The following is a 22,748-nucleotide window of genomic DNA, read 5'->3' as shown; positions in this document are numbered from 1 at the left end:
GTCAGGGAGGTGGTGCTGAGTGGTGCGTTGGTGCAGGTCGTGCAGCTGGTGCGGGCAGCTTGGTGCTCACCTGTGCGGGTGCGCGTACGTAAGGTACGCGCACCCGCACAGGCTGCCGTGAACCTGATGGGTCCACGGCGGCCGGCCGAGGGCCGTCCCCCTCGGCCGGCCTGTCAGGGGGTGCGAAACATCAGGCTCCGGCGGCGATCTGTGCCAGACGCCTTGCCTCGTCGCGGGTCGCGCGGGCGATGGCGTCCTCGTCGACGGTGGTGAGGCGGTTGTCCTCGACGACCGTCCTGCCGTTGACGAGGGAGAGGGTGACAGGGGCCGCGGCGCCGAAGACCAGAGCGGTCACGGGGTCGGCGATGGAGGCGTGGGCGAGGGTGTCCAGCTTCCACAGCACGAGATCGGCGAGCTTGCCCGGTTCCAGGGAGCCGATCTCGGCGGACCGGCCGAGGACCTGCGCGCCGCCGTGCGTGCCGAGGCGCAGTGCCTGGCGCGCGTCGAGCGCCTTCTCACGATGGGCGCCCAGGCGGTTGATGAGGAGGGCGTTGCGCAGCTCGGTGTGGAGTTCGCCGGACTCGTTGGACGCGGTGCCGTCGACGCCGAGCCCGACCGGCACACCGGCGGCGAGCATGTCGGGGACGCGTGCGATGCCCGCGGCGAGGCGGGCGTTGGACGACGGGCAGTGCGCGACGCCGGTTCCGGTGCGGGCGAAGGCGGCGATGTCGGAGTCGTTCATATGGACGCAGTGCGCCATCCACACGTCGTCGCCGAGCCAGCCGGTCGACTCGAAGTAGTCGGTCGGCCCCATCCCGAACAGCTCCTTGCAGAACTGCTCCTCCTCGACGGTCTCCGAACCGTGCGTGTGGAGTCGCACGCCGCGTCGGCGGGCCAACTCGGCGCCCTGTCGCATCAGTTCGGTGGACACGGAGAAGGGCGAGCAGGGGGCGACCGCGATCTGCGTCATCGCGCCGAACGCGGTGTCGTGGTGTTCGTCGATGGTCGCCTCGGTGGCGGCGAGCGCTCCGTCGAGGGTCTCCACGGCGAAGTCCGGCGGCAGTCCGCCGTCCTTCTCGCTGCGGTCCATGGAGCCGCGGGCGAGCGTGAAGCGTACGCCCATGTCACGGGCGGCGCCGATGATCGCGCCTGACAGGTCGCCGGAGCCACGGGGGTAGACGTAGTGGTGGTCCATCGCGGTGGTGACGCCGCCGCGGGCCATCATGGCGAGCGACCCCTGGGCCGCCGCGCGGGCCATCGGCTCGTCGATGCGCGCCCACGTCGGGTACAGCGCGACCAGCCAGTCGAAGAGGTTGTGGTCGGTCGCCAGGCCCCGGGTGATCCACTGGTAGAAGTGGTGGTGGGTGTTGACCAGGCCCGGCGTGACCAGGTGGCCGGTGCCGTCGACGCGCCGTACGACGCCTCCGAGGCCCTCCGGAGCCTTGCCGGCGCCGACCGACTCGATGCGGTTGCCCGCAACGACGACGTGCCCGGACGCGTATTCGGTGTCGTGGGCGTCGACCGTGGCGACGGAACAGTTCTCGATGACGATGCGCTGCGGGTCTGCCGATGCTGCCATGGCGCTTCCTTCTTCTTTCCGGGGATGAGTGGGCACGGCAGGACCCTAGGAGGATTTGAGTGCCACAGCGTTACGGCTGTGGGTGCCGAGATGGTGGAAGAACAGATTGAGCAGGACCGCCACGAGCGCTCCCGCACTGATCCCGGAGCCGAGGACGGTCTGTGCCCAGGACGGGAATCCGGCATAGAAGGCGGGCGCGGCGAGCGGGATGATGCCCGCGCCGAGTGCCACCGCCACGAGGATGATGTTGGAGCTGTCGTCGAGCCCCGCCTCGGACAGGGTGCGGATGCCGCTCACCGCGATCGAGCCGAACAGGACGATACCGGCGCCGCCGAGCACGGGCATCGGGACGATCGAGACGACCGCCCCGAGAACGGGGAAGGCACCGAGGATCAGCAGGGCGCCACCCGCCGCCGCGACCACGTAGCGGCTGCGGACCCGCGTCAGGGACACGACGCCGACGTTCTGGGCGAAGGCGCTGGTCGGGAAGGATCCGAAGACAGGGCCGAGGAGGGTGGCGATGCCGTCGGTGCGCAGGCCGCGCGTGATGGTGGGGCCGTCGGTGCGCCGGTCGCAGATCTCGCCGAGCGCGAGCATTCCGGCGGACGACTCCGTCATCAGCACCAGCATCACGATGCACAGGGAGAGGATCGCGGCGGGCTGGAACTCGGGCGGCCCGAAGGCGAAGGGGGCGGGCAGGGCGGCGACGGGTGCGGAGCCGAGCGCGGAGAAGTCGGCCAGCCCGAACGGGATCGCGGCCAGCGTGCCGATGAACATACCTGCGAGCAGGGCCACTTGCTTGACGAAGCCCCGTCCGAAGCGCTGGATCAGCAGGATGACGACGAGGGTGAAGGCGGCCAGCGCCAGATACTTCATGGCACCGAAGTCGTCGGCGGTCGCGTCGCCTCCCTGCGCCCAGCCGACCGGTACGGGCATCAGGGTGACGCCGATGAGGGTGATGACGACCCCGGTGACGAGCGGCGGGAAGAAGCGCAGCAGCCGCCCGAAGAACGGGCCGACGGCCAGGCAGAAGACACCTGCGACGAGTACCGCCCCGTAGATCGCGGGGAGTTGGTGACCGGGGGCGCTGGTCTCGGCGATGGCGAGCATCGGCGCGATCCCGGCGGAGGACGCCGCGTTGACGAACGGCAGCCGGTTCCCGGCGAATCGTCCGGCGCCGAGGGTCTGGAGGAGGGTGGCGAGCCCCGCGATGAGGAGACTCGCCGCGATCAGCCGGGTCATACCGGCCGCGTCGAGTCCGACGGCCTGCCCGATGATGAGCGGAGGGGTGACGACGCCCGCGTACATGGCGGCGACGTGCTGGAGCGCGGCGGGGACGAGCCGCGCGGGCGGAAGCTTTTCGTCCACCGGGTGAACTGCCGTGCCGGCAGCGGCCGGTGGTGACGTACATGGGCCTTTCGCCGGCCCCGTTGCAGGCTGTGCCATGGATTTTCCCTCCGGGACGACCGGTCCCCGCCCGCAGCCGGGGCGGGGGCCGGTTCAGCACCGCGTCAGAGGTTGGTCATGTCGACCGGGATCTTCGGCTCGACGCCGTCCCGGAGCACCGTCGCCTCGATGAGGCCGTACGGACGGTCGGCTGCGAAGTACACAGCACCCTCGGCGGTATCGTTCTTGAGACCGAACGGCTCCAGATCGACGAGGAAGTGGTGGTTGTTCGGCAGCGAGAAGCGGATCTCGTCGATCTCGCTGCGGTTGTTGATGATGCGCGAACCCATCTGGTACAGGGTCTGCTGGAGCGAGAGGGAGTACGTCTCCGCGAAGGCCTGGAGCATGTGCTTGCGCGTCTGCTCGTAGGACTTCTCCCAATTCGGCATGCGCTCCTCGTCGCTGGTCCAGTTGTACCGCCACTTGGCGGAGACGTCGGTCGCGAGGATGCGGTCGTACGCCTCCTTCAGCGTCGTGTACTTGTCCTTGACGTAGCCCCAGAACTCCGAGTTGGTGGAGTTCATGACGCTGAGGTCCTTGAGGCCGGAGATGACCTCCCACTTCTCACCGTCGAAGGTGATCTGCGTGGTACGCGTCTCCTGGCCCTTACGGACGAAGGAGTGCTTGACCTCGTCGGCGCCGATGAACTTCGAGTTGCCGTCGGAGGTCGCGATGCGCTCCCAGGAGTACTCCTCGACCCTGATCCGGGCCACCTTGATCGGCTCCTGCGAGGACACGAAGTGCCGGGCGAGGTGGATGCCGAACTGCTCGGCGGACTCGATGCCGTGTTCCTTGGCGAACGCGAACACCGTGTTCTTGGTGGTGTCGGTCGGCAGGACGTTGGCGTTGGAGCCGGAGTAGTGGACGTCGTCCATGTCGCCGGAGAGGGCGACCGAGACGTTGAGGTCCTTGATGTGGTGGGTGTCGCCGTCCCGCGTGATCTTGACGACGCGGTTCTCTGCTTTGCCGTACTGGTTCTGGCCGAGAATCGTGGGCATTGTCTGCTAGCTCCCTCGGTAAACGGAGTAGCCGAACGGGTTGAGCAGCAGCGGTACGTGATAGTGCTCGCCCGGGGTGACGGCGAATGCGATCGCCACCTCCGGGAAGAACGCGCCGCTGTCCCTTACGCGGGGGGCGTCCTGCTGCGCCTCGGCTTGCTTCTTCGCGGTGAAGTACGACTCGGTGTCGAAGACGAGCCGTACGTGGGTGGTTCCTTCCGGCAGGGCCGGCAGGTCTTTGCAGCGCCCGTCCGCGTCGGTCGCGGATCCGCCGAGCGCCACGTACTGCGCGTCGCCGCCGCTGCGGGCGGCCAGGGAGACGGTGACGGCCTCGGCGGGCCGGCCGAGGCTGGTGTCCAGGATGTGGGTGGACACCGATGCGGTGGTGTCGGTGCTCAAGACCGTCACGCTCCTTGTTCTCAAGATTGCTGTACGGACTCCTGTTCCTCAGGAGTCCTGTACGAGGCGGGTCAGCCGGATGCGGTTGATCTTGCCCAGCTCGGTGCGGACGATCTCGCGTTCCTGCTCGGGCGAGTTGCCGGTCCGGGCCTTCACCGCGTCGCGCATCTGCTCACCGGTGGCTCCGGTGGCGCAGATCAGGAAGACATGTCCGAACCGCTCCTGGTAGGTCAGGTTGAGTTCGAGCATCTCCGCCCTGAGCTCCTCGGACGCACCGGCCATCCCCCGCTGCTCACGGGCGGAGGCCGGGTCCCCCGGCTTGGGGCGTCCGATCGGCGGGTGGCCGGCCATGGCCTCTGCCAGGTCCGCCGGGGAGAGCTCCGCCATCGCGGCGTCGCTCGCGGAGAACAGGGCTTCGGTGTCGGCGTACGGCCGGTGGGCGAGGACGGAGCTTCCCCACGTCGCACTGGCACACACCTCGTGCAGCGCGGCTGTGGCCTCGTCGGCCGCCAGGGTGTTGAACCGGGCGAGGCCCGGTGTGGAGCTCGTAGTCACGGGAGCCTCCGTGGCTTTTTTCGCTGTGCGTTGTCGGGCTGCGGATAGCTAACGCCCTCCACAACACCACGTCAACAGTTTGTTGAAATTCCGCGAACAAGTGATGCCGCCGCCCGAGTTCCCGGGCGACGGCATCGCGCCGCGTCACACGTCGCTACTCGCCCTTGGCCGCATTGTCCCGGTTCAGGTAGTTGTAGACGGTGAAGCGGCTGACACCGAGCGCGCCCGCCACGGTCTCCACACCGTGCCGCACGGAGAAGGCACCGCGTGCCTCAAGGGTGCGCACCACGCCCTGCTTGGCCTTACGGTCCAGCTCGGCCAGCGGCATCCCGTGCCGCCGTTCCATCGCGGACAGGATGTGGTCGAGCGATTCGGAGAGCTGCGGGAGCCGCACAGCTATGACGTCGGCCCCCTCCCACGCGAGGAGCACGTCCTCGGTGGTGGCCTGCTCGGGGGCGAGCAGCTCCGCTCCCATGGCATCGACGAGCGGCTTCACCGCGGTGACCAGCGGATGGTCTGCCGGTTCGGTCACGGGGTGTCCTCCCCGATCACGTTGAGCTGGAGGGAGACCCGGGTGGCGCCCGAGGCCAGGGCCTTGCGCAGCAGGGAGTCCACGGCGGTGAGGACCTCGTCCGCGCCGCCTTCGGCCGTGTTCCCGAAGGGGCCCACGTCCACCGCGTCCAGGTCGGCGGTCTGGATGACCTCACGGGCCACCACCGCGTGGGCGGGTGCCTCGTCGAGATCGAAGGGCTCGGTGGTGAATTCCACCCTCAAGCGCACGGTGCCTCCCTCATGTCCCGCCGCGTTCTTCGGCTCGCACGGCTCGTCCGACCCTAAGGCACGGGCCCCCTGGTCCGGAGGCCCGAAGAGGGCGGACGGGACGACCCCGGGGACACGGCGGACCTGGCCTCTCACACGTGTCCGTAATTCGGGTTCCCTCTTGACAGCCTCACCACGCGCCAGGCAACCTTCCGTTAAGCAGAAACTAACTTCCGCGATACGGAAGGAGCGCATGATGGGTTACTCGGACCAGCGCTTCGATGTGAACCTCTCGATCCTCTTCACCGAACTCCCGCTCCTGGAGCGCCCCGCGGCGGCCGCCGCCGCGGGCTTCACGGCGGTCGAGCTCTGGTGGCCCTGGATCGAGACCCCCACCCCCGCGCAGGCCGAGCTCGACGCCCTGAAGAAGGCGCTCGACGACGCGGGCACGCAGCTGGTGGGGCTGAACTTCTACGCGGGCCGGCTCCCCGGCCCCGACCGTGGGGCCCTCTCGCTGCCCGGCGAGGAGTCGGACCGCTTCCGCGCCAACATCGACGTGGCGGCGGACTTCGCCGCCTCGGTCGACTGCAAGGCGCTCAACGCGCTGTACGGCAACCGCGTCGAGGGCGTGGACCCGGCCGTCCAGGACGAACTCGCCCTGGAGAACCTGGTCCTGGCCGCCCGCGCGGCCCACCGGATCGGGGCGACGCTTCTGATCGAGACCCTCAACGACACGGAGTCGCCGCTCTACCCCCTGGTCAGCGCACCGGCGGGCATCGAGGTCGTCGACCGTGTCAACGAGGCGACCGGCCTGGGCAACGCCACGTTCCTGCTGGACCTCTACCACCTGTCGATGAACGGTGAGGACCTCAGCCAGGTGATCAAGGCGTACGCCGCGAAGACCGGCCACGTCCAGATCGCCGACAATCCCGGCCGCGGCGCGCCCGGCACCGGCTCGCTCACACTGGAGCGCCTCCTCGACGAGCTGACCGAGGCCGGTTACGACGGCTGGGTCGGCCTGGAGTACAAGCCGGGCGACCGGCCGAGCGCGGAGTCCTTCGACTGGCTCCCCGCCGGGCACCGGCCTGCCCGCTGAGGCCCGCCCCCTCCCGCACACACGCTTACCGGAAGGCACCCTCATGAGCAGCAACCTCCCCAAGGTCGCCTGGATCGGGCTCGGCATCATGGGCTCCCCCATGTCGGAGAACCTGATCAAGGCCGGATACCAGGTGACCGGCTACACCCTCGAGCAGGACAAGATCGACCGGCTCGTCGCGGCGGGCGGCAAGGGCGCCGCCTCGATCGCGGACGCGGTGCGCGACGCCGACATCGTCGTCACGATGGTCCCGGCGTCCCCGCAGGTCGAGGCCATCGCGTACGGCCCCGACGGCATCCTGGAGAACGCCAGGCAGGGCGCCCTGCTGATCGACATGTCGTCGATCACGCCGCAGACCTCCGTGGATCTGGCATCGAGCGCGAAGGACAAGGGCATCCGCGTACTGGACGCCCCCGTCTCCGGCGGTGAGGCCGGTGCGATCGAGGCCGTCCTGTCCATCATGGCCGGCGGTGAGCAGAGCGACTTCGACGCCGCGAAGCCGCTGCTCGACGCGCTCGGCAGGACGATCGTGCTGTGCGGCCCCCACGGCTCCGGCCAGACGGTGAAGGCCGCCAACCAGCTGATCGTCGCGGTCAACATCCAGGCCTGCGCCGAGGCCGTCGTCTTCCTGGAGAAGTCCGGGGTCGACCTCGCCGCCGCACTCGACGTGCTGAACGGCGGGCTCGCCGGCTCGACGGTCCTCACTCGCAAGAAGGACAACTTCCTCAAGCGGGACTTCGCCCCGGGCTTCCGGATCGACCTGCACCACAAGGACATGGGCATCGTGACGGACGCCGCCCGCAACGTCGGCGCGGCACTGCCCGTCGGCGGGGTCGTGGCCCAGCTGGTGGCCTCCCTGCGCGCGCAGGGCGACGGCGGCCTGGACCACTCCGCGCTCCTGCGCTCGGTCGAGCGGCTCTCCGGCTCCCAGGTCTGACACCCGGCCCCGCCCCAGGGGCCCCATGAACTCCGGGTCGCGGCGGCGCTGACACCTGTCCTGTCGCGCCCAGGCGCTGCCGCGGCCCGGAACCTAATCCTCCAATTTCAACAAACTGTTGACGCTTCGATCCCGGCGAATCTACGCTCCTGAGGCCGTCAGCAGCCCCGTACGGAAGGCCTCCATGTCCCAGCGTGTGCTCACGACCGAGTCAGGCGCCCCGGTCGCCGACAACCAGAACTCCGCCACGGCCGGCGCCGGCGGGCCGATCCTTCTCCAGGACCAGCACCTGCTCGAGAAGCTCGCCCGCTTCAACCGTGAGCGCATCCCGGAGCGCGTCGTCCACGCCCGGGGATCGGGCGCGTACGGCTACTTCGAGGTGACCGACGACGTCACCGGCTTCACCCACGCCGACTTCCTCTCCGAAGTGGGCCGCCGCACCGAGACGTTCATCCGCTTCTCGACGGTCGCCGACTCGCTGGGCGGCGCCGACGCCGTACGCGACCCCCGCGGCTTCGCGCTCAAGTTCTATACGGACGAGGGCAACTACGACCTCGTCGGCAACAACACCCCGGTGTTCTTCGTCAAGGACCCGGTCAAGTTCCCCGACTTCATCCACTCCCAGAAGCGGGACCCGTTCACGGGCCGCCAGGAGCCGGACAACGTGTGGGACTTCTGGGCGAACTCCCCCGAGGCGACGCACCAGATCACCTGGCTGATGGGCGACCGCGGGATTCCCGCCTCGTACCGCCACATGAACGGCTTCGGCTCGCACACCTACCAGTGGACGAACGCGCAGGGCGAGGCCTTCTTCGTCAAGTACCACTTCAAGACCAACCAGGGTGTGCGTTCCCTCTCGGCCGACCAGGCCGCCGAACAGGTCGGCAAGGACGCCAACTCTCACCAGACGGACCTGCTCCAGGCCATCGAGCGTGGAGTCAACCCGTCCTGGACGCTGCACGTGCAGCTGATGCCCGCTGCCGAGGCGGTGGACTACCGCTTCAACCCGTTCGACGTCACGAAGGTGTGGCCGCACGCCGACTACCCGCTCCAGCGCGTCGGCCGGCTGGTGCTGGACCGCAACCCTGACAACGTCTTCGCCGAGGTGGAGCAGGCGGCGTTCTCGCCGAACAACTTCGTGCCCGGTATCGGTCCTTCGCCGGACAAGATGCTGCAGGGCCGGCTGTTCGCGTACGCCGACGCGCAGCGCTACCGGCTGGGCATCAACCACACCCAGCTCCCGGTCAACGCGCCGAAGACCGCCCAGGTCGACAACTACGGCCGGGACGGACTGCACGCCACCCGGTACGGCTCGCGCCAGGACAAGAACTACGAGCCCAACTCGTACGCGGGGCCCGCGCAGACCGGAGCCGCCCTCGCCTCGCCGCTCGCGGTGCACGGCTGGACGGGTACGCACGAGGCGCCCCTGCACGCGAAGGACGACGACTTCTTCCAGGCGGGTGAGCTCTACCGGCTGATGTCGGCGGACGAGAAGGACCGCCTGATCGCCAACATCGCCGGCGGCCTCTCGCAGGTCACCCGTGACGACGTGATCGAGAAGAACCTCGCCCACTTCCACGCCGCCGACGCCGGCTACGGCAAGCGCGTGGAGGAGGCCGTCCGCGCCCTGCGCGAGGACTGAGCCTCACCTCAAGGCCCTGTCCGTACCGCGCACCCGGATGAGGGGTCGCGCGCGGTGCGGGCAGGACGAGGCCGCGGCGGCGGACGACGCCAGTGCGGTGGCGAAGGGGCCCGGAGGCCCTGGTTCCTGACCTGAAGGAACCCGGGCCGCCGGATCCGTTGTCCGCCGTCGCGGTCACTGTGAGCCGGCGACAGGGGTGTGGTGCACGCGGACGGCGTGCACCACACCCCTGTCCTCGTGATGGCGGACGCGGCAGCACCGGCAGGGCCGAGTGGCGCGGGCCGTCCTCAGGTGCGGTGGGAGTGAACCGCACGGGCCACATGGACCAGGCACAGGCCGACGACGGCCAAGGGCAGCCAGCGGGTGTGGTGGTCGAGATACCACACGCCGGCGACTGCTCCGGCTGCCAGCCCTGACATGAACCCCAGATCCCAGAAGCGAGCCATGACCGGGTTGCTGTAGCGGTCGAGGACGTATGCCGCGCCGAGCAGTACGCCGCTCGTGACGAGCCATGGCTGCCAGTCATCCGGACCACGGGAATGCCGGACCCCGGACAGAGCCACCCAGGCGAGGACCGCGAAGGCAGCCACGTAGAGGGCCGTCCCCCAGAATCCGACACCGTTTCTGAACAACCAGTGGACGCCGTCCACCGTGCCTGTCAGCCACAGGCTGACGACGAGTACCGACATCTGCGCTGTCGCGTCGTCAGCGGCCAGCCAGAGGCCGGCAAGCACCAGGAGCGTCACCGACGTCACGACTGCCAGCCGAACGGCAAGGCCCTCTGCCCACCACCCGAGCCTTGTCATCGCTTCTTCGGTCCCCCACGGCCATGACATGGGGAAATGGTATCGACAGACGAACGCGTCACATCCCTTTCGACGTGGCGACTCCCGGCTCCCCGTCGCCCGAGGCACGACGCCACATGAGGCGCACCGGAGCACGGGCACCCCTGAACGCCCTGGCAGGGCTCGGATGACGGCCCGTGCACCGCGAAGGACCCTGGCGGGCCCACCGGCCCGCCAGGGTCCTTCCACACGTCACGCGGCCGGGGTCAGGACACCGTCAGCGGGCGGATCGACGTCGGGGCGTGGCCCGGCTCGGAGGCCACGTCCTCGAACTCGTTGACCGACGCGATGTCGGTCCCGCTCATCGAGATGTTCGTGACCCGCTCCAGGATCGCCTCGACGACGACCGGGACGCGGTGTTCGGCCGCGAGCTTCTTGGCCTCCTCGAAGGCGGGCAGCAGCTGGTCGGGCTCGGTGACGCGGATCGCCTTGCAGCCCAGCCCCTCGACGACCTTGACGTGGTCCACGCCGTAGACGCCCAGCTCCGGGGAGTTGAGGTTCTCGAACTCCAGGTTGACCTGGAAGTCGATGTCGAAGTTGCGCTGTGCCTGCCGGATGAGCCCCAGGTAGGAGTTGTTCACCAGGACGTGCACGTACGGGATGCGGTGCTGCGCGCCGACGGCGAGCTCCTCCAGCATGAACTGGAAGTCGTAGTCGCCGGAGAGGGCGACCACGGTGCCGTCCGGGTCGGCCGTGGCGACACCCAGCGCGGCGGGGATCGTCCAGCCCAGCGGCCCGGCCTGGCCGCAGTTGATCCAGTGACGCGGCCGGTAGACGTGCAGCATCTGCGCGCCCGCGATCTGGGAGAGGCCGATGGTGGTGACGTAGCGGGTCTCCGGGCCGAACGCCCGGTTCATCTCCTCGTACACCCGCTGCGGCTTCAGAGGCACGTTGTCGAAGTGCGTACGGCGCTGCAGCGTGGCCCGGCGCTCCTGCGTGGACGCGGCCCACTGCGAGCGGTTCTTCAGCTTGCCCGCGTCCTTCAGCTCGCGCGCCACCTCGACGAAGAGCTCCAGCGCCGCCTTCGCGTCGGACGCGATCCCGAGGTCCGGGGCGAAGATCCTGCCCAGCTGGGTGGGCTCGATGTCGACGTGGACGAAGGTGCGGCCCTCGGTGTAGACGTTCAGGTGGCCGGTGTGGCGGTTGGCCCAGCGGTTGCCGATGCCGAGGACGAAGTCGGACTCCAGGAAGTTCGCGTTGCCGTAGCGGTGCGAGGTCTGCAGGCCGACCATGCCCGCGTTCAGCTCGTGGTCGTCGGGGAGGATGCCCCAGCCCATCAGGGTGGGGACGACCGGGACTCCGGTCAGCTCGGCGAACTCCACCAGGAGTTCCGACGCGTCGGCGTTGATGATGCCGCCGCCCGCGACGAGCAGCGGTCGCTCCGAGGCGTTGAGCATCTCGACGGCCCGCTCGATCTGCCTGCGGGTCGCGGCGGGCTTGTGGACGGGCAGCGGCTCGTACAGCTCGGGGTCGAACTCGATCTCGGTGAGCTGCACATCGATCGGCAGGTCGATGAGGACGGGACCCGGCCGGCCCGTGCGCATCAGGTGGAAGGCCTGCTGGAAGACGCCCGGGACCTGGGCGGCCTCCAGGACGGTGGTCGCGGCCTTGGTCACCGGCGCGGCGATCGACGCGATGTCGACGGCCTGGAAGTCCTCCTTGTGGAGGGCGGCGGTGGGCGCCTGGCCGGTGATGCAGAGGATCGGGACGGAGTCGGCGATGGCCGAGTAGAGGCCGGTGATCATGTCTGTGCCCGCGGGCCCCGACGTACCGATGCAGACGCCGATGTTCCCCGCCGTGGCGCGGGTGTAGCCCTCCGCCATATGGGAGGCGCCCTCGACATGGCGGGCGAGCGTGTGCCGCACCCCGCCGGAGGCCTTGAGGGCCGCGTAGAACGGGTTGATCGCCGCACCCGGCACACCGAACGCGTTGCTGACGCCTTCGCGCTTGAGGATCTCAACTGCCGCTCGGGCAGCGGTCATACGAGGCATGAGTGCTCCTGCTCGGACCTGGTGGAGTCGGGCTCTGTCGCGCCACCTGAGAGCACTAATTCCACATTACGGAAACTTCTTTCTGCTATGTGAAATCAATTTAGGGCGGTCGGGGGCGACCGTCAAGGGAAGGCGGAGGAAGCAGCCGAGACCATCGGTCCGAAGTGCGCGAATCACCCCCGGGAGCGTCGCTCCTGGTGGACGATGGAGATACAGAACGCAGTCGCCGCCACAGGGGCGGAAGAAGGGGGCAGCACGTGGAGTCCGTACCGGTGCGCTGCCCGGCCTGCCGCCGGGACCACGCGTACATCACGCCGGTATACCCCTGTCCCTGCGGTTCCCCGACCGCCCCGCCGCTGATGCGCGGCGCCCCTGCCGTGCTCATCACGCACCGCACCTGGAACGACGACTGGGTGAGCGTGCGCTGCCACTCCTGCGGACGCCGCGACCAGTGGCCGCACCCCGAACTCTGCTGCCCCTGCGGCGCGGTGCTGAGGATCCCCGTGCGCCCGGTGGCCACGCGTGGCATCATGCAGCCGCCCACCGCCGGCGGTTCGCCCGGCCCGTCCCACATACCGCTGCCGCGCACGGCGGCGCATCCGCGGCCGTCGTTCAGGCCACTGGTGATACGGACGGCCCGCGACGCGGTGAACACCGCGGCGCTCTACCTGAAATGGCTGGGCTTCCGCGATGTCACCCAGCCCGAGGTGCGGCCCAGTTCCCGGATCGACCTCAGGGCGGCCGGCCTCATCGCCCAGGTCGACGCGACCACCCGCCCGACCTCCCTCCGCGATGTCGAGTGCCTCTGGCTGAACGCGCTGAACAGCTCGGTGTCCGGCGCACTGTTCTCCCTTGCCGGCTACACGGACGAGGCCCGTTCACGCGCGGACGGCCTCGCCATCCCGCTGTTCGTCCTGGACCTCACGGGTACACCGCAGCCGGTGAACGGCCCCGCGGACGAGCTCATCAGCGTCGGCCCCGCCCCAGCCGAATGATTTCGGTCACCTGTGCCCTGCCAGCCGCATATGTTCGAGCTGTTGTCAGTATGAGGACGTAGAGTGAAGGCATGGTCTTAACTCCTCGGATTCCTGCACACCCCGCCCCCGTTTTTCTGACCCAGCCCGTCCACCCGTCCGTCGTCGAGGCCAACGACGCCATTCGCGCACTCGTCGACTCACGGGCCGGCCAGGACTGGACGCCGGTGGAGGCCGCGGAGTACGAGGTACTGCTCATCGAGTGGGCGGCGGCGACCCAGGGCATAGCCGCCGGCATCATCGAGGCCGCCTGACGCCGCGGCCCCGGCGTGGGCTACGCGCCGTACCCCTCCCGCAGTTCGACCTTGCGGACCTTGCCGCTGACGGTCATCGGAAACGCCTCCAGGATCCGCAGCCCGCGCGGGACCTTGTAGTGCGCCAACTGCTCACGGCAGTACGCCTTCACCTCGTCGAGGGTCGGCGGGTCGGCCGGATCGCGAGGGATGACGCAGGCCAGGATCTCCTCGCCGTACCGCTCGTCCGGCACCCCGACCACCTGGACGTCGGCGATCTTCGGGTGCCCGTAGAGGAACTCCTCGATCTCACGCGGGTAGACGTTCTCGCCACCCCGGATGATCACGTCCTTGATCCTGCCGACGATCTGGACGTACCCGTCCTCCCGCATCCTCGCCAGGTCACCCGTGTGCATCCAGCGTCCCGCGTCGATGGCCTCGGCGGTCCGCTCCGGCTGGTCCCAGTAGCCGAGCATCACGCTGTACCCCCGGGTGCACAGCTCGCCGGGCTCACCGCGCGGGAGCGTCAGGCCCGTCACGGGGTCGACGACCTTCACCTCGATGTGCGGCATCACCCGGCCGACCGTGCCCGTGCGGCGCTCCAGGTCGTCCTCCCGCCGGGTCTGGGTGGAGACCGGTGAGGTCTCCGTCATCCCGTAGCAGATGGACACCTCGGCCATGTGCATCTCCGCGACGACCCGTTTCATCACCTCGACCGGACAGGGCGACCCTGCCATGATCCCGGTGCGCAGCGAGGAGAGGTCGTACGAGGCGAAGCCGGGGAGGTCCAGCTCCGCGATGAACATGGTGGGCACGCCGTAGAGCGAGGTGCAGCGCTCCTGCTGGACGGCGGCCAGCACGGCTGCGGGCTCGAAGGCCGGCGCGGGGATCACGATGCAGGCGCCGTGCGAGGTGATGCCGAGGTTCCCCATGACCATGCCGAAGCAGTGGTAGAACGGCACGGGCAGACAGACCCGGTCCTGTTCGGTGTAGGCGACCGTCTCCCCCACGAAATAGCCGTTGTTGAGGATGTTGTGGTGGGAGAGCGTGGCGCCCTTGGGGAATCCGGTGGTCCCGGAGGTGTACTGGATGTTGATCGGGTCGTCGCAGGACAGCTCCGCCTCGCGGGCGGCGAGTTGCTCCGGGGTCACGGATCCCGAAGCGGCGGTCAGCTCGTCCCAGGACGGGTCGCCGATGTAGTGGACGGACCGCAGCTCGGGGCAGCCGGCGCGGACCTGGCCGACGAGTGCGCGGTAGTCGGAGGCGCGGTGGGCGAGCGAGGCGACCAGCACGGAGATCCCGGCCTGCTTCAGCACGTACTCCAGCTCGTGCGCGCGGTAGGCGGGGTTGATGTTGACCATGACCGCTCCGGCACGGGCCGTGGCGTACTGGACGAGGACCCATTCCGGGCAGTTGACCGCCCAGATGCCGACCCGGTCGCCCTTGGCCACCCCGGAGGCCATGAGCCCGCGGGCCAGTTCCTCGACCGCTCCACCGAACTCGGCGTAGGTCCAGCGGCGTCCGGAGACCACGTCGACCATGGCCTCGCGGTCTCCGTACGCCTCGATCGCGCGGTCCAGGTTGCGTCCGATGGTGTCGCCGAGCAGTTCCGTGGAGCTGGTGCCTTGCGCGTAGGAGAGGTCGCTCATCGCAGGTCCCCCTCGTCGAACTCGGTGCCGGTGCCCCGGGCGGTGCGCTCACGCAGCTCGATCCTGCGGATCTTCCCCGAGACGGTCTTGGGCAGCTCGGCGAACTCCATCCGGCGGATGCGCTTGTACGGGGCGAGGACCGCCCGGGAGTGCTCGAACAGGACCCTCGCCGTGCCGGGCCCGGGCTCCCAGCCCTCGGCGAGCACGACGTACGCCTTCGGGACGGAGAGCCGCACCGGGTCGGGGGCGGGTACGACCGCGGCCTCGGCCACCGCCTCGTGCTCCAGCAGGGCGCTCTCCAGCTCGAACGGTGAGATCTTGTAGTCGGAGGCCTTGAACACGTCGTCGGCCCGGCCTACATAGGTGATGTAGCCGTCCTCGTCCCGTGCGCCGATGTCACCCGTGCGGTAGTAACCGCCCGCCATGGCCTCGGCCGTGCGCTCCGGGTCGCCGTGGTAGCCCGTCATCAGGCCGACGGGAGCCGTGGCCAGGTCGAGGGAGATCTCGCCCTCCGCCGCGCCCGGTGCGCCGGTGACCGGGTCCAGCAGTACGACCGTGAATCCGGGGCTGGGCCGTCCCATGGAGCCGGCCTTCAGCGGCTGCCCCGGGGTGTTGGCCACCTGCACGGCGGTCTCGGTCTGCCCGAACCCGTCGCGGATGGTGACGCCCCAGGCACGCCGGACACTCTCGATGACCTCGGGGTTGAGCGGCTCGCCTGCCGCGACCACCTCGCGCGGCGGTGTCTTCAACTGCGTGAGGTCGGCCTGGATGAGCATCCGCCAGACCGTCGGCGGGGCGCAGAAGCTGGTGATCGCGGAGCGGTCCATCTCTGCCATCAGCCGGGAGGCGTCGAACCGGGTGTAGTTGAAGATGAAGACGGTGGCCTCGGCGCTCCACGGTGCGAAGAGGTTCGACCAGGCGTGCTTCGCCCAGCCCGGCGAGGAGATGTTCAGATGGACGTCGCCGGGCTTGAGCCCGATCCAGTACATCGTCGACAAGTGGCCTACCGGATAAGAGACATGGGTGTGCTCCACGAGCTTCGGGCTGGCGGTGGTGCCCGAGGTGAAGTAGAGCATCAGGGGTTCGCAGGCGTCCGTCTCCCGGTCCGCGGTGAAGGTCTCCGGTGCCTCGTCGGCCCCGCCGTAGGAGAGCCAGCCGTCGATGTCGGCACCGACCGAGATCCGGGTGTAGTCGCCGGGCACCTCGTCGAACTTGGCGGTGTCCGCCGACCGTACGAGGACATGGCGGACCCTGCCGCGATCGACCCGGTCGCGCAGATCGGCCGGCCCGAGCAGGGGGGTTGCGGGGACGACGACGGCGCGCAGCTTCATCGCGGCCAGCGCGGTCTCCCACAGCTCGGTCTGGTTGCCGAGCATGACCAGGATCCGGTCGCCTGCGGCCACGCCCTGTTCGCGCAGCCAGTTCGCCGCCCGGTTCGACCGGGCCGCCATCCGGGCGAAGGACACCTCGGTGCGGCCGCCGTCCTCCTCCACGATGTGCAGGGCGGTGCGGTCGTTGTTCTCGGCGATGACGTCGAACCAGTCGATCGCCCAGTTGAAGTAGTCGGGGCGGGGCCAGCGGAAGCCCTCGTACGCCGCGGAGTAGTCCTCGCGGTGTTCGATCAGGAAGTCCCGGGCCGCCCGGAACGTCTCCGTCGCATTCGTTGCCGGCATGTGCACTCCTCGTCGCGAACCCGTCCTTCGGCCGTAACATCATGTAAACAGTGACCCAGATCTCACCACCCCCGAACAGGGGTGGGAATCCGACAGGGCGGGGAGTCATCGGCGTGACGGAACCGGGCGAGGCGACCGAGCTGCGGGCGGCCCTGATCGGGCTGCGCCGGACGAGCGGGCTGCCCGTGGTCTTCGGCGGGCTGCTCTCCGACGCCCGCCATGCCCGGATCGGCGAGCTGAGCGGCGCGCAGACGCCCGCGCTGCGCGGGCTCGTCATCTCGGCGGGCAGCGGGCTCGGCGGAAAGGCGATCGCCCTGTCACGGCCGTGCGCGGTCACGGACTACCACTCGTCGCGCCACATCACCCACGAGTACGACACGGCCGTCGCGGCGGAAGGCCTGCGCTCGGTCGTCGCGGTGCCCGTGATCGTCCGCCGGACGGTCCGCGGCGTGCTGTACGGGGCGCTGCGCGAGCCGCTCACGCTCGGGGATCGTACGTTCGACGTGGCGGCGTCGGCGGCCCGCGACGTGGAGCAGGCCCTGGCCGTCCGGGACGAGGTGCAGCAGCTCCTGGCGGCGACCCGGGACCGGGTCGCCGATCCGGGCGCGGGCACCGGCACATGGGAGGACGTCCGCGAGGCCCATCGTGAGCTGCGCGCCCTGGCCCCGAAGATCGTGGACCCGGCCCTGCGCGACGAACTCCTCGCGGTGTGCGGGCGCCTCGCGTCGGCCGCCGGGGCGGACCGAGGCGGGGGCCCTGCGGCGGGGCGGGTACGGCTGGCGCCGCGCGAGGTCGATGTGATCGCCTGCGTCGCGTCGGGCGCGACGAACGCCTCGGCGGCCGAACGGCTGGCTCTGCGGCCGGAGACCGTGAAGAGCTACCTGCGGTCGGCGATGCGGAAGCTGGGGGCGCACACCCGGCTGGAGGCGGTGGTGGCGGCACGCCGCGCGGGGCTGCTGCCGTAGGACGGGCGTCTCAGAGGGTCCGGCAATTGGGAGGTGGGAGAAGGAGCGGGGGTGGGTACGTACAGCTGCAAGGCGGAGGATTGAGGCAACGCGGAGCGATTGGGGTCTCCCCTGGTCATGGGGGTCCCCCCGCTCGAGCGGAGCCGAGAGCTTGGGGGAGCGCGTGCCCACTTCCGCGACGCCGCCCCCCAATTGCCGGACCCTCTCAGTCCCCGAAGTCGACGAACGTGCCGAAGCGGACGTCGTGGGCGGGCGCCGAGGACATCACCGTCAGCAGCTCCACGGCCTCCTGGGTGATCTCGTCGCGGGTGGCCCGGCCGAGCTCGCCCAGGGCCTGCACCGTGACGGTCCCGGTGTCCGCGGTCTCGTCGAGGCGCCAGAGCGCGGTGAGGAATCCGTCGGCCAGGACGGTCCCGTAGGACTGGTTGCCGACGCCGTTGCGGCCCTTGTACGCGGACGGGATCACCCTGGTCCGGTCGGCGTGGCCGAGCAGGACGTTGTCGAACTCGGGGAGGAAGCGCGGCGGGGCCGGGGTTTCGGGGTCCGGGCGCGGGGCGTCGGGCAGGTCGAAGAGTTCCGCGCCGTTCTCGTCACGGAAGGTGGCGAGTCGGGGCCGCAGGCGTTCGAAGACCTCGCGCATCCGGGTGAGTCCTGCCCACATCTGCATGTCCTTCACGGAGGCCGGCCCGAAGGCTCCGAGGTAGCGCAGCACCGTCGCGTCGGGCGAGGCCGCCGGCCGGGACGGGCTGTCCAGCCAGTGCTCGGCGGTCGTCAGGGCGACCTGTCCGCTGCGTCCCCACAGCCCGCGCGGGGTGACCTGGACCAGTGGCAGCCGGCAGCGGGCGGCGACCGCGAGGGCCCGGGGGTCGGCTTCCGGCCAGTGGAGGAGGAGCTGCTCGCGCAGTTCCTTCATGGTGCGCGGCCGTTCCTCGACGAGCCCTCTGGAGAGCGAGGTGAGCCGGTCGAGATCCACGCCGGCGAGCCCGGCGCGGAACATCCTGAGCTCCCGGTCGCGGGCCGGCTGGACGAGGGGGCGCAGGGTGAGGGCGTCCTCCGCGGTGTGGGTGTGGATGGTGGAGCGGAGGCTGACGATCCTGACGATCTCGCGGGACTCCATCAGCGCCGAGAGCGCGGCCGGGTCGAAGCCCTCCAGCCGGGAGAAGAGCTGGAAATACGGCGGCCTGGTGTTCTGTGCCTGGAGGCCGACCAGGCGGCTGACCGCGTCCTTCACCGGCACGGCTGTGCGGCGGAGCAGCAACTGGCGCTCCATCGTTGCCCTGTTGAGTGCGCGGGTGGAGAGCACGGGAGTGTTCTTGGCGGCCATGGTCCGCAGATTACGCGGCCCCTGTGACACCGGCGCGGAACGGGCGACACTCGCACGGGTACGCGGCACCGGGGGCCGGGCGGCACCGGCCCTCATGATGGGGCGGTGATCAGTGTCCTGTTCGCCGTCCTGACCGCGCTCAGCAACGGCACCGCCTCGGTACTCCAGCGCCGCGCCGCCCTCCAGGTGCCCGACAGCGAGGCGATGCGCCTGTCTCTGATCGGGCATCTGCTGAGGCAGAAGGTGTGGCTCGCCGGGATCGGTCTCGTGATCGTCGCCGCCGTCTGCCAGGCGGTGGCGCTGGCCACGGGCCCCATCGCCGTGGTTCAGCCGATCTTCGTGATCGAGCTGCCCGCGACCCTGGTCGTCGCCGGGTTCGTCATGCGGGTCAGGGTGGAGCGCCCCGTCTGGTACGGGGTGGCCGCCGTGACGCTCGGCCTGGCCCTCGGGATGGCCGCCGCCGCACCGGTCGGCGGCAGCGAGGGCGTTCAGGGGGCGGCCTGGATCCCGGCTCTGGTGGCGACCGGGCTCTTCGAGGCCGCGCTGATCTCTGCGGCGCTCGGCACCTCCGGCAACGCCCGGGCCGCGCTGCTGGGGCTGGCCGCGGCGTGTGGGTACGCGCTCACCGCCGCGCTGATGAAGGACGCCATGTCGCGGCTGGACGGCGAAGGCGTGACCGGTCTGGTGACCGCGTGGCAGCTGTACGCCACCGCGGCGGCCGGAGTGGGTGCGCTGTTCCTCCTCCAGAACGCGCTCCAGGCGGGGTCGCTGGTGGCGGTGCAGCCGATGCTGACGCTCGGGGACGCGCTGATCAGCATCACCTACGGGGTGACCCTGTTCGGCGAGGAGCTGCGGGCCGGGTGGTGGCTGCTCCCCCAGCTGGCGGGGGTGGCTCTGATCGCCGTCGGCTGTGTCGTTCTCGCCCGCTCCCCGTTGGCGACGGCGGACCCGGCGCCACCTCGCGTGAAGTGACCGGGCCGGAGCGCGCCGCACGTGGGCGGGCCGGCGCGCCGCACGTGGGCGGGCCGGCGCGCCGCACGTGGGCGGGCCCGGCGCGCCGCACGTGGGCGGGCCCGGTCAGGGGCGCCCCCGCGCCGGAACCTCCTCGCCCGGCGGCACGGGTCCGGGCGGGGTGCCGTCGCCGAACGGGCGGCCGCCCAGCTGCTCCCGGTGGTGCGGGGCCGGCCAGCCCGCCGGGTCGGGGCCGAGCGGCACGATGCCGGTCGGGTTGATGCCGGTGTGCACCTGGTAGTAGTGCCGCTTGATGTGGTCGAAGTCGACGGTGTCGCCGAAGCCCGGGGTCTGGTAGAGGTCGCGGACGTATGCCCACAGGACGGGGTCCTCGGCGAGCTTGGAGCGGTTGCACTTGAAGTGTCCGTGGTAGACGGCGTCGAAGCGCACCAGGGTGGTGAACAGCCTGATGTCCGCCTCGGTGATGGTGTCGCCGACCAGGTAGCGCTGTCCGGCGAGGCGTTCGGAGACCAGGTCCAGGCGGCGGAACACATCGACGTACGCCGCCTCGTACTCCCCCTGCTCGGCGGCGAAGCCGGCACGGTAGACCCCGTTGTTGACGTCCCGGTAGATGCCGCCCATCACCTCGTCGATCTCGTCGCGGAGCCGCTCGGGGTAGAGGTCGGGGGCACCGGGACGGTGCAGCCCGGTCCATTCGGTGGCCAGGTCCAGGGTGATCTGCTGGTAGTCGTTGGTGACCAGGGCCCGGGTCGGTACGTCGACGATCGCGGGCACGCTCACCCCGCCCGGGTAGCCGCGCTCCCGTGCGTCGTAGGCCTCGCTCAGGTAACCGATGCCGAGCACCGGGTCCTTGCCGTCCTCGTCGAGGGTGAAGCGCCAACTGCGGTCGTCCTGGATGGGGTCGGCGACGGCCAGCGAGAGGGCGCTCTCCAGCCCGAGCAGCCGGCGTGAGACCAGGGCCCGGCTCGCCCAGGGGCAGGCCCGGCTGACGACCAGCCGGTAGCGCCCGGCCTCGACTGGCCAGCCGTCCCGGCCGTCGGCGGTGATGCGGTCGGCGAAGTGGCTGCGGGAGCGCTTGAAGGGCTTGTGACCGTACGCGGTGTTCCCGCCCTGCTCCCCGTCCTCGGTGTCGCTCATTCTGTTCTCCTCGGGGCGTCGGTGGGGTCAGTGGCATCGGACGTCTGGTTACGTCTCCTTCCCCTTCTGCCCGCCGCGACGTCGGCCAGGGCCACGATCAGGCCCGCGAGGACGAACGCGACCGAGACGAGGAGCCCGTGGTCGTAGGCCGCCGCCCAGTCACCGGCGCCGAGTTGGGCGAAGAAGACCGAGCCCACCGCGGCGATCCCGATGGCCGAGCCGACCCGCTGGCTGGTCTGGAGGGTGCCGCCGGCGCTGCCCGCGTCGTGGACGGGGACCTCGGAGAGGGTGAGGGTCTGGTTGGGCGCGATGACCAGTCCACTGCCCAGGCCCGCCAGCAGCAGCGGGGCCGCCATCGCGAGCCCGGCGCCCCTGCCCGGCACCAGGTGGGCGGCCAGTGCGGTGAGCCCGAGTCCGACGGCCACCATGATGAGGCCCACGACGATGAGGGGCCGTCCGAAGCGGCCGACCAGCCGGCCGCCGATGCTCGCCGACCCGCCCGCGCCCAGGGCGAACGGGGTGATCGCGAGCCCGGCCTCCAGGGCGCTGTAGTGCAGCCCGGACTGCAGATAGAGCGTGCTGATGAAGAAGATCGAGGTGAAGCCGGCGAAGTACAGCAGGATCATCAGGGAGCCCAGCCAGAAGGACCGGAGCCGGAAGAGTGACAGGTTCAGCACCGGCTGGACGCTCCGGCGCGCGCAGCGGGACTCCCAGGCCACGAACGCCGTGAGCAGGACCACGGCCACCACGACGAGCAGCCACTTCCCGTTGCCCGGCCACTGCTGTGCCTGGACGAACGGCAGCAGCAGGGCGAGTACCCCCGCGCCGAGCAGCAGGACTCCGACGGGGTCCAGGTCGCGCGGGCGCACCCGGCCCGCGGACGGGGTGTCGGGGAGCAGCCGCCGTGCGAGCAGGAGGCAGACGGCGCCGATCGGCAGGTTGACGTAGAACACCCAGCGCCAGCCCTCCTGTGCGCCGGCCCCCTGGATCAGGAGTCCGCCCAGGAGCGGTCCGACGGCGGTGGAGATGCCGACCACGGTGCCGAACATTCCGAAGGCGCGGCCACGCTCGCGTCCGGAGAACATCTGCTGGATCAGTGCGGAGATCTGGGGCGAGAGCAGTCCGCCCGCCGCGCCCTGGAGGAGCCGGGCGATGACGAGCCAGAGGCTGGACTGGGCCGCACCGCAGGCGGCGGAGGCCAGGGTGAAGAGGGTCAGCCCCGCCATGAACACCGCGCGCCGCCCCCGTGCGTCGCCGAGGCGTCCGCCGGGGATGAGGACCAGCCCGAACGCGAGGGCGTAGCCGGACAGCACCCACTGGAGGTCGGACTCCGGGGTGTCGAGGCCCTCCTTGATGGACGGCAGCGCCACATTGACGATGGAGACGTCCAGCAGTGTCATGAAGCCCGCCACCAGACAGACGGCGAGGGCACGCCAGCGACGGGGGTCGTCGGGGCCGGTGCCCGTAGAGGCCGTGTCCCGGTTACCCGCGCTCGCTGCCATGACCCGCACCCT

The 22,748-nt window shown here is 70.3% G+C and carries 21 protein-coding genes; 7 read left to right on the top strand and 14 right to left on the bottom strand.

Features of this window, described 5'->3' with window-relative positions:
- Positions 1 to 190: 190 nt before the first annotated feature.
- From ACIREO_RS21475 to ACIREO_RS21445, 7 genes are all read right to left on the bottom strand, one after another.
- The gene (locus ACIREO_RS21475) at positions 191 to 1,579 is read right to left on the bottom strand and encodes an 8-oxoguanine deaminase (RefSeq protein WP_404112550.1); all 1,389 of its coding nucleotides are present in this window, start codon (positions 1,577 to 1,579) and stop codon (positions 191 to 193) included.
- 45 nt (positions 1,580 to 1,624) lie between these two features.
- Positions 1,625 to 3,025 carry a nucleobase:cation symporter-2 family protein gene (locus ACIREO_RS21470; protein WP_404112547.1) on the bottom strand — a complete coding sequence of 467 codons (1,401 nt, stop codon included), beginning with the start codon at positions 3,023 to 3,025 and terminating at the stop codon, positions 1,625 to 1,627.
- Positions 3,026 to 3,090: 65 nt separating this feature from the next.
- On the bottom strand, positions 3,091 to 4,023 hold the full coding sequence (gene pucL, locus ACIREO_RS21465) for a factor-independent urate hydroxylase (RefSeq protein ID WP_404112543.1): 933 nt from the start codon (positions 4,021 to 4,023) through the stop codon (positions 3,091 to 3,093).
- 6 nt (positions 4,024 to 4,029) lie between these two features.
- Complete coding sequence (uraH, locus tag ACIREO_RS21460; protein WP_404112540.1) at positions 4,030 to 4,422, bottom strand: hydroxyisourate hydrolase; 393 nt, start codon at positions 4,420 to 4,422, stop codon at positions 4,030 to 4,032.
- Positions 4,423 to 4,470: 48 nt separating this feature from the next.
- The gene (gene uraD, locus ACIREO_RS21455) at positions 4,471 to 4,977 is read right to left on the bottom strand and encodes a 2-oxo-4-hydroxy-4-carboxy-5-ureidoimidazoline decarboxylase (protein ID WP_404112537.1); all 507 of its coding nucleotides are present in this window, start codon (positions 4,975 to 4,977) and stop codon (positions 4,471 to 4,473) included.
- A gap of 154 nt (positions 4,978 to 5,131) precedes the next feature.
- The gene (locus ACIREO_RS21450) at positions 5,132 to 5,509 is read right to left on the bottom strand and encodes a helix-turn-helix domain-containing protein (RefSeq protein WP_401519506.1); all 378 of its coding nucleotides are present in this window, start codon (positions 5,507 to 5,509) and stop codon (positions 5,132 to 5,134) included.
- Complete coding sequence (locus ACIREO_RS21445) at positions 5,506 to 5,757, bottom strand: hypothetical protein (protein ID WP_362935780.1); 252 nt, start codon at positions 5,755 to 5,757, stop codon at positions 5,506 to 5,508. The genes ACIREO_RS21450 and ACIREO_RS21445 overlap by 4 nt, the downstream gene beginning before the upstream one ends.
- Before the next feature lie 235 nt (positions 5,758 to 5,992).
- Between ACIREO_RS21445 and ACIREO_RS21440 the strand changes: the two genes are divergently transcribed.
- The 3 genes from ACIREO_RS21440 (at position 5,993) to ACIREO_RS21430 (ending at position 9,411) form a co-directional block, all read left to right on the top strand.
- Positions 5,993 to 6,832, top strand: a complete 840-nt coding sequence (locus ACIREO_RS21440; RefSeq protein ID WP_404112534.1) for a TIM barrel protein — start codon at positions 5,993 to 5,995, stop codon at positions 6,830 to 6,832.
- Positions 6,833 to 6,875: 43 nt separating this feature from the next.
- Positions 6,876 to 7,769 (top strand): 2-hydroxy-3-oxopropionate reductase, encoded by an 894-nt coding sequence (locus ACIREO_RS21435; RefSeq protein ID WP_404112531.1) that lies wholly within the window; start codon positions 6,876 to 6,878, stop codon positions 7,767 to 7,769.
- 184 nt (positions 7,770 to 7,953) lie between these two features.
- Positions 7,954 to 9,411 carry a catalase gene (locus ACIREO_RS21430; protein WP_404112529.1) on the top strand — a complete coding sequence of 486 codons (1,458 nt, stop codon included), beginning with the start codon at positions 7,954 to 7,956 and terminating at the stop codon, positions 9,409 to 9,411.
- 287 nt (positions 9,412 to 9,698) lie between these two features.
- On the opposite strand, the gene ACIREO_RS21425 is transcribed toward ACIREO_RS21430, so the two are convergent.
- Positions 9,699 to 10,166 carry a hypothetical protein gene (locus tag ACIREO_RS21425; RefSeq protein ID WP_404112526.1) on the bottom strand — a complete coding sequence of 156 codons (468 nt, stop codon included), beginning with the start codon at positions 10,164 to 10,166 and terminating at the stop codon, positions 9,699 to 9,701.
- A gap of 296 nt (positions 10,167 to 10,462) precedes the next feature.
- On the bottom strand, positions 10,463 to 12,247 hold the full coding sequence (gene gcl / locus ACIREO_RS21420) for a glyoxylate carboligase (protein ID WP_404112523.1): 1,785 nt from the start codon (positions 12,245 to 12,247) through the stop codon (positions 10,463 to 10,465).
- A 257-nt stretch (positions 12,248 to 12,504) separates the two neighbouring features.
- Between gcl and ACIREO_RS21415 the strand changes: the two genes are divergently transcribed.
- Together ACIREO_RS21415 and ACIREO_RS21410 are read left to right on the top strand one after the other, a co-directional pair.
- Complete coding sequence (locus ACIREO_RS21415) at positions 12,505 to 13,242, top strand: hypothetical protein (RefSeq protein WP_404112520.1); 738 nt, start codon at positions 12,505 to 12,507, stop codon at positions 13,240 to 13,242.
- 71 nt (positions 13,243 to 13,313) lie between these two features.
- The gene (locus ACIREO_RS21410; protein ID WP_404112518.1) at positions 13,314 to 13,535 is read left to right on the top strand and encodes a hypothetical protein; all 222 of its coding nucleotides are present in this window, start codon (positions 13,314 to 13,316) and stop codon (positions 13,533 to 13,535) included.
- A gap of 20 nt (positions 13,536 to 13,555) precedes the next feature.
- Here ACIREO_RS21410 and ACIREO_RS21405 read toward each other — a convergent pair whose 3' ends face one another.
- Together ACIREO_RS21405 and ACIREO_RS21400 are read right to left on the bottom strand one after the other, a co-directional pair.
- Positions 13,556 to 15,163, bottom strand: coding sequence for an AMP-binding protein (locus tag ACIREO_RS21405; RefSeq protein WP_404112515.1), 1,608 nt, complete (start codon positions 15,161 to 15,163; stop codon positions 13,556 to 13,558).
- Positions 15,160 to 16,836 (bottom strand): AMP-binding protein, encoded by a 1,677-nt coding sequence (locus tag ACIREO_RS21400; protein ID WP_404112513.1) that lies wholly within the window; start codon positions 16,834 to 16,836, stop codon positions 15,160 to 15,162. The genes ACIREO_RS21405 and ACIREO_RS21400 overlap by 4 nt, the downstream gene beginning before the upstream one ends.
- Before the next feature lie 113 nt (positions 16,837 to 16,949).
- On the opposite strand from ACIREO_RS21400, the gene ACIREO_RS21395 reads away from it, so the two are divergent.
- On the top strand, positions 16,950 to 17,801 hold the full coding sequence (locus ACIREO_RS21395; RefSeq protein WP_404112511.1) for a LuxR C-terminal-related transcriptional regulator: 852 nt from the start codon (positions 16,950 to 16,952) through the stop codon (positions 17,799 to 17,801).
- Positions 17,802 to 18,006: 205 nt separating this feature from the next.
- Here the strand turns inward: ACIREO_RS21395 and ACIREO_RS21390 are convergent, their stop codons facing one another.
- Entirely contained in the window at positions 18,007 to 19,125 is a 1,119-nt protein-coding gene (locus ACIREO_RS21390) for a winged helix DNA-binding domain-containing protein (protein WP_404112508.1), read from the bottom strand.
- 105 nt (positions 19,126 to 19,230) lie between these two features.
- Here ACIREO_RS21390 and ACIREO_RS21385 point away from each other — a divergent pair, with 105 nt between their 5' ends.
- Positions 19,231 to 20,097 (top strand): DMT family transporter, encoded by an 867-nt coding sequence (locus ACIREO_RS21385; RefSeq protein ID WP_404112506.1) that lies wholly within the window; start codon positions 19,231 to 19,233, stop codon positions 20,095 to 20,097.
- 105 nt (positions 20,098 to 20,202) lie between these two features.
- Here ACIREO_RS21385 and ACIREO_RS21380 read toward each other — a convergent pair whose 3' ends face one another.
- Together ACIREO_RS21380 and ACIREO_RS21375 are read right to left on the bottom strand one after the other, a co-directional pair.
- Positions 20,203 to 21,234 carry a glutathione S-transferase family protein gene (locus tag ACIREO_RS21380; RefSeq protein WP_404112503.1) on the bottom strand — a complete coding sequence of 344 codons (1,032 nt, stop codon included), beginning with the start codon at positions 21,232 to 21,234 and terminating at the stop codon, positions 20,203 to 20,205.
- The gene (locus tag ACIREO_RS21375) at positions 21,231 to 22,736 is read right to left on the bottom strand and encodes an MFS transporter (protein ID WP_404112500.1); all 1,506 of its coding nucleotides are present in this window, start codon (positions 22,734 to 22,736) and stop codon (positions 21,231 to 21,233) included. The genes ACIREO_RS21380 and ACIREO_RS21375 overlap by 4 nt, the downstream gene beginning before the upstream one ends.
- Between the last annotated feature and the right edge of the window lie 12 nt (positions 22,737 to 22,748).

Source organism: Streptomyces sp. NPDC102441 (genome assembly GCF_044765585.1).
In the GTDB taxonomy this organism is placed as follows: Bacteria; Actinomycetota; Actinomycetes; order Streptomycetales; family Streptomycetaceae; genus Streptomyces.
This window is presented reverse-complemented; position numbering and strand designations above follow the sequence as displayed.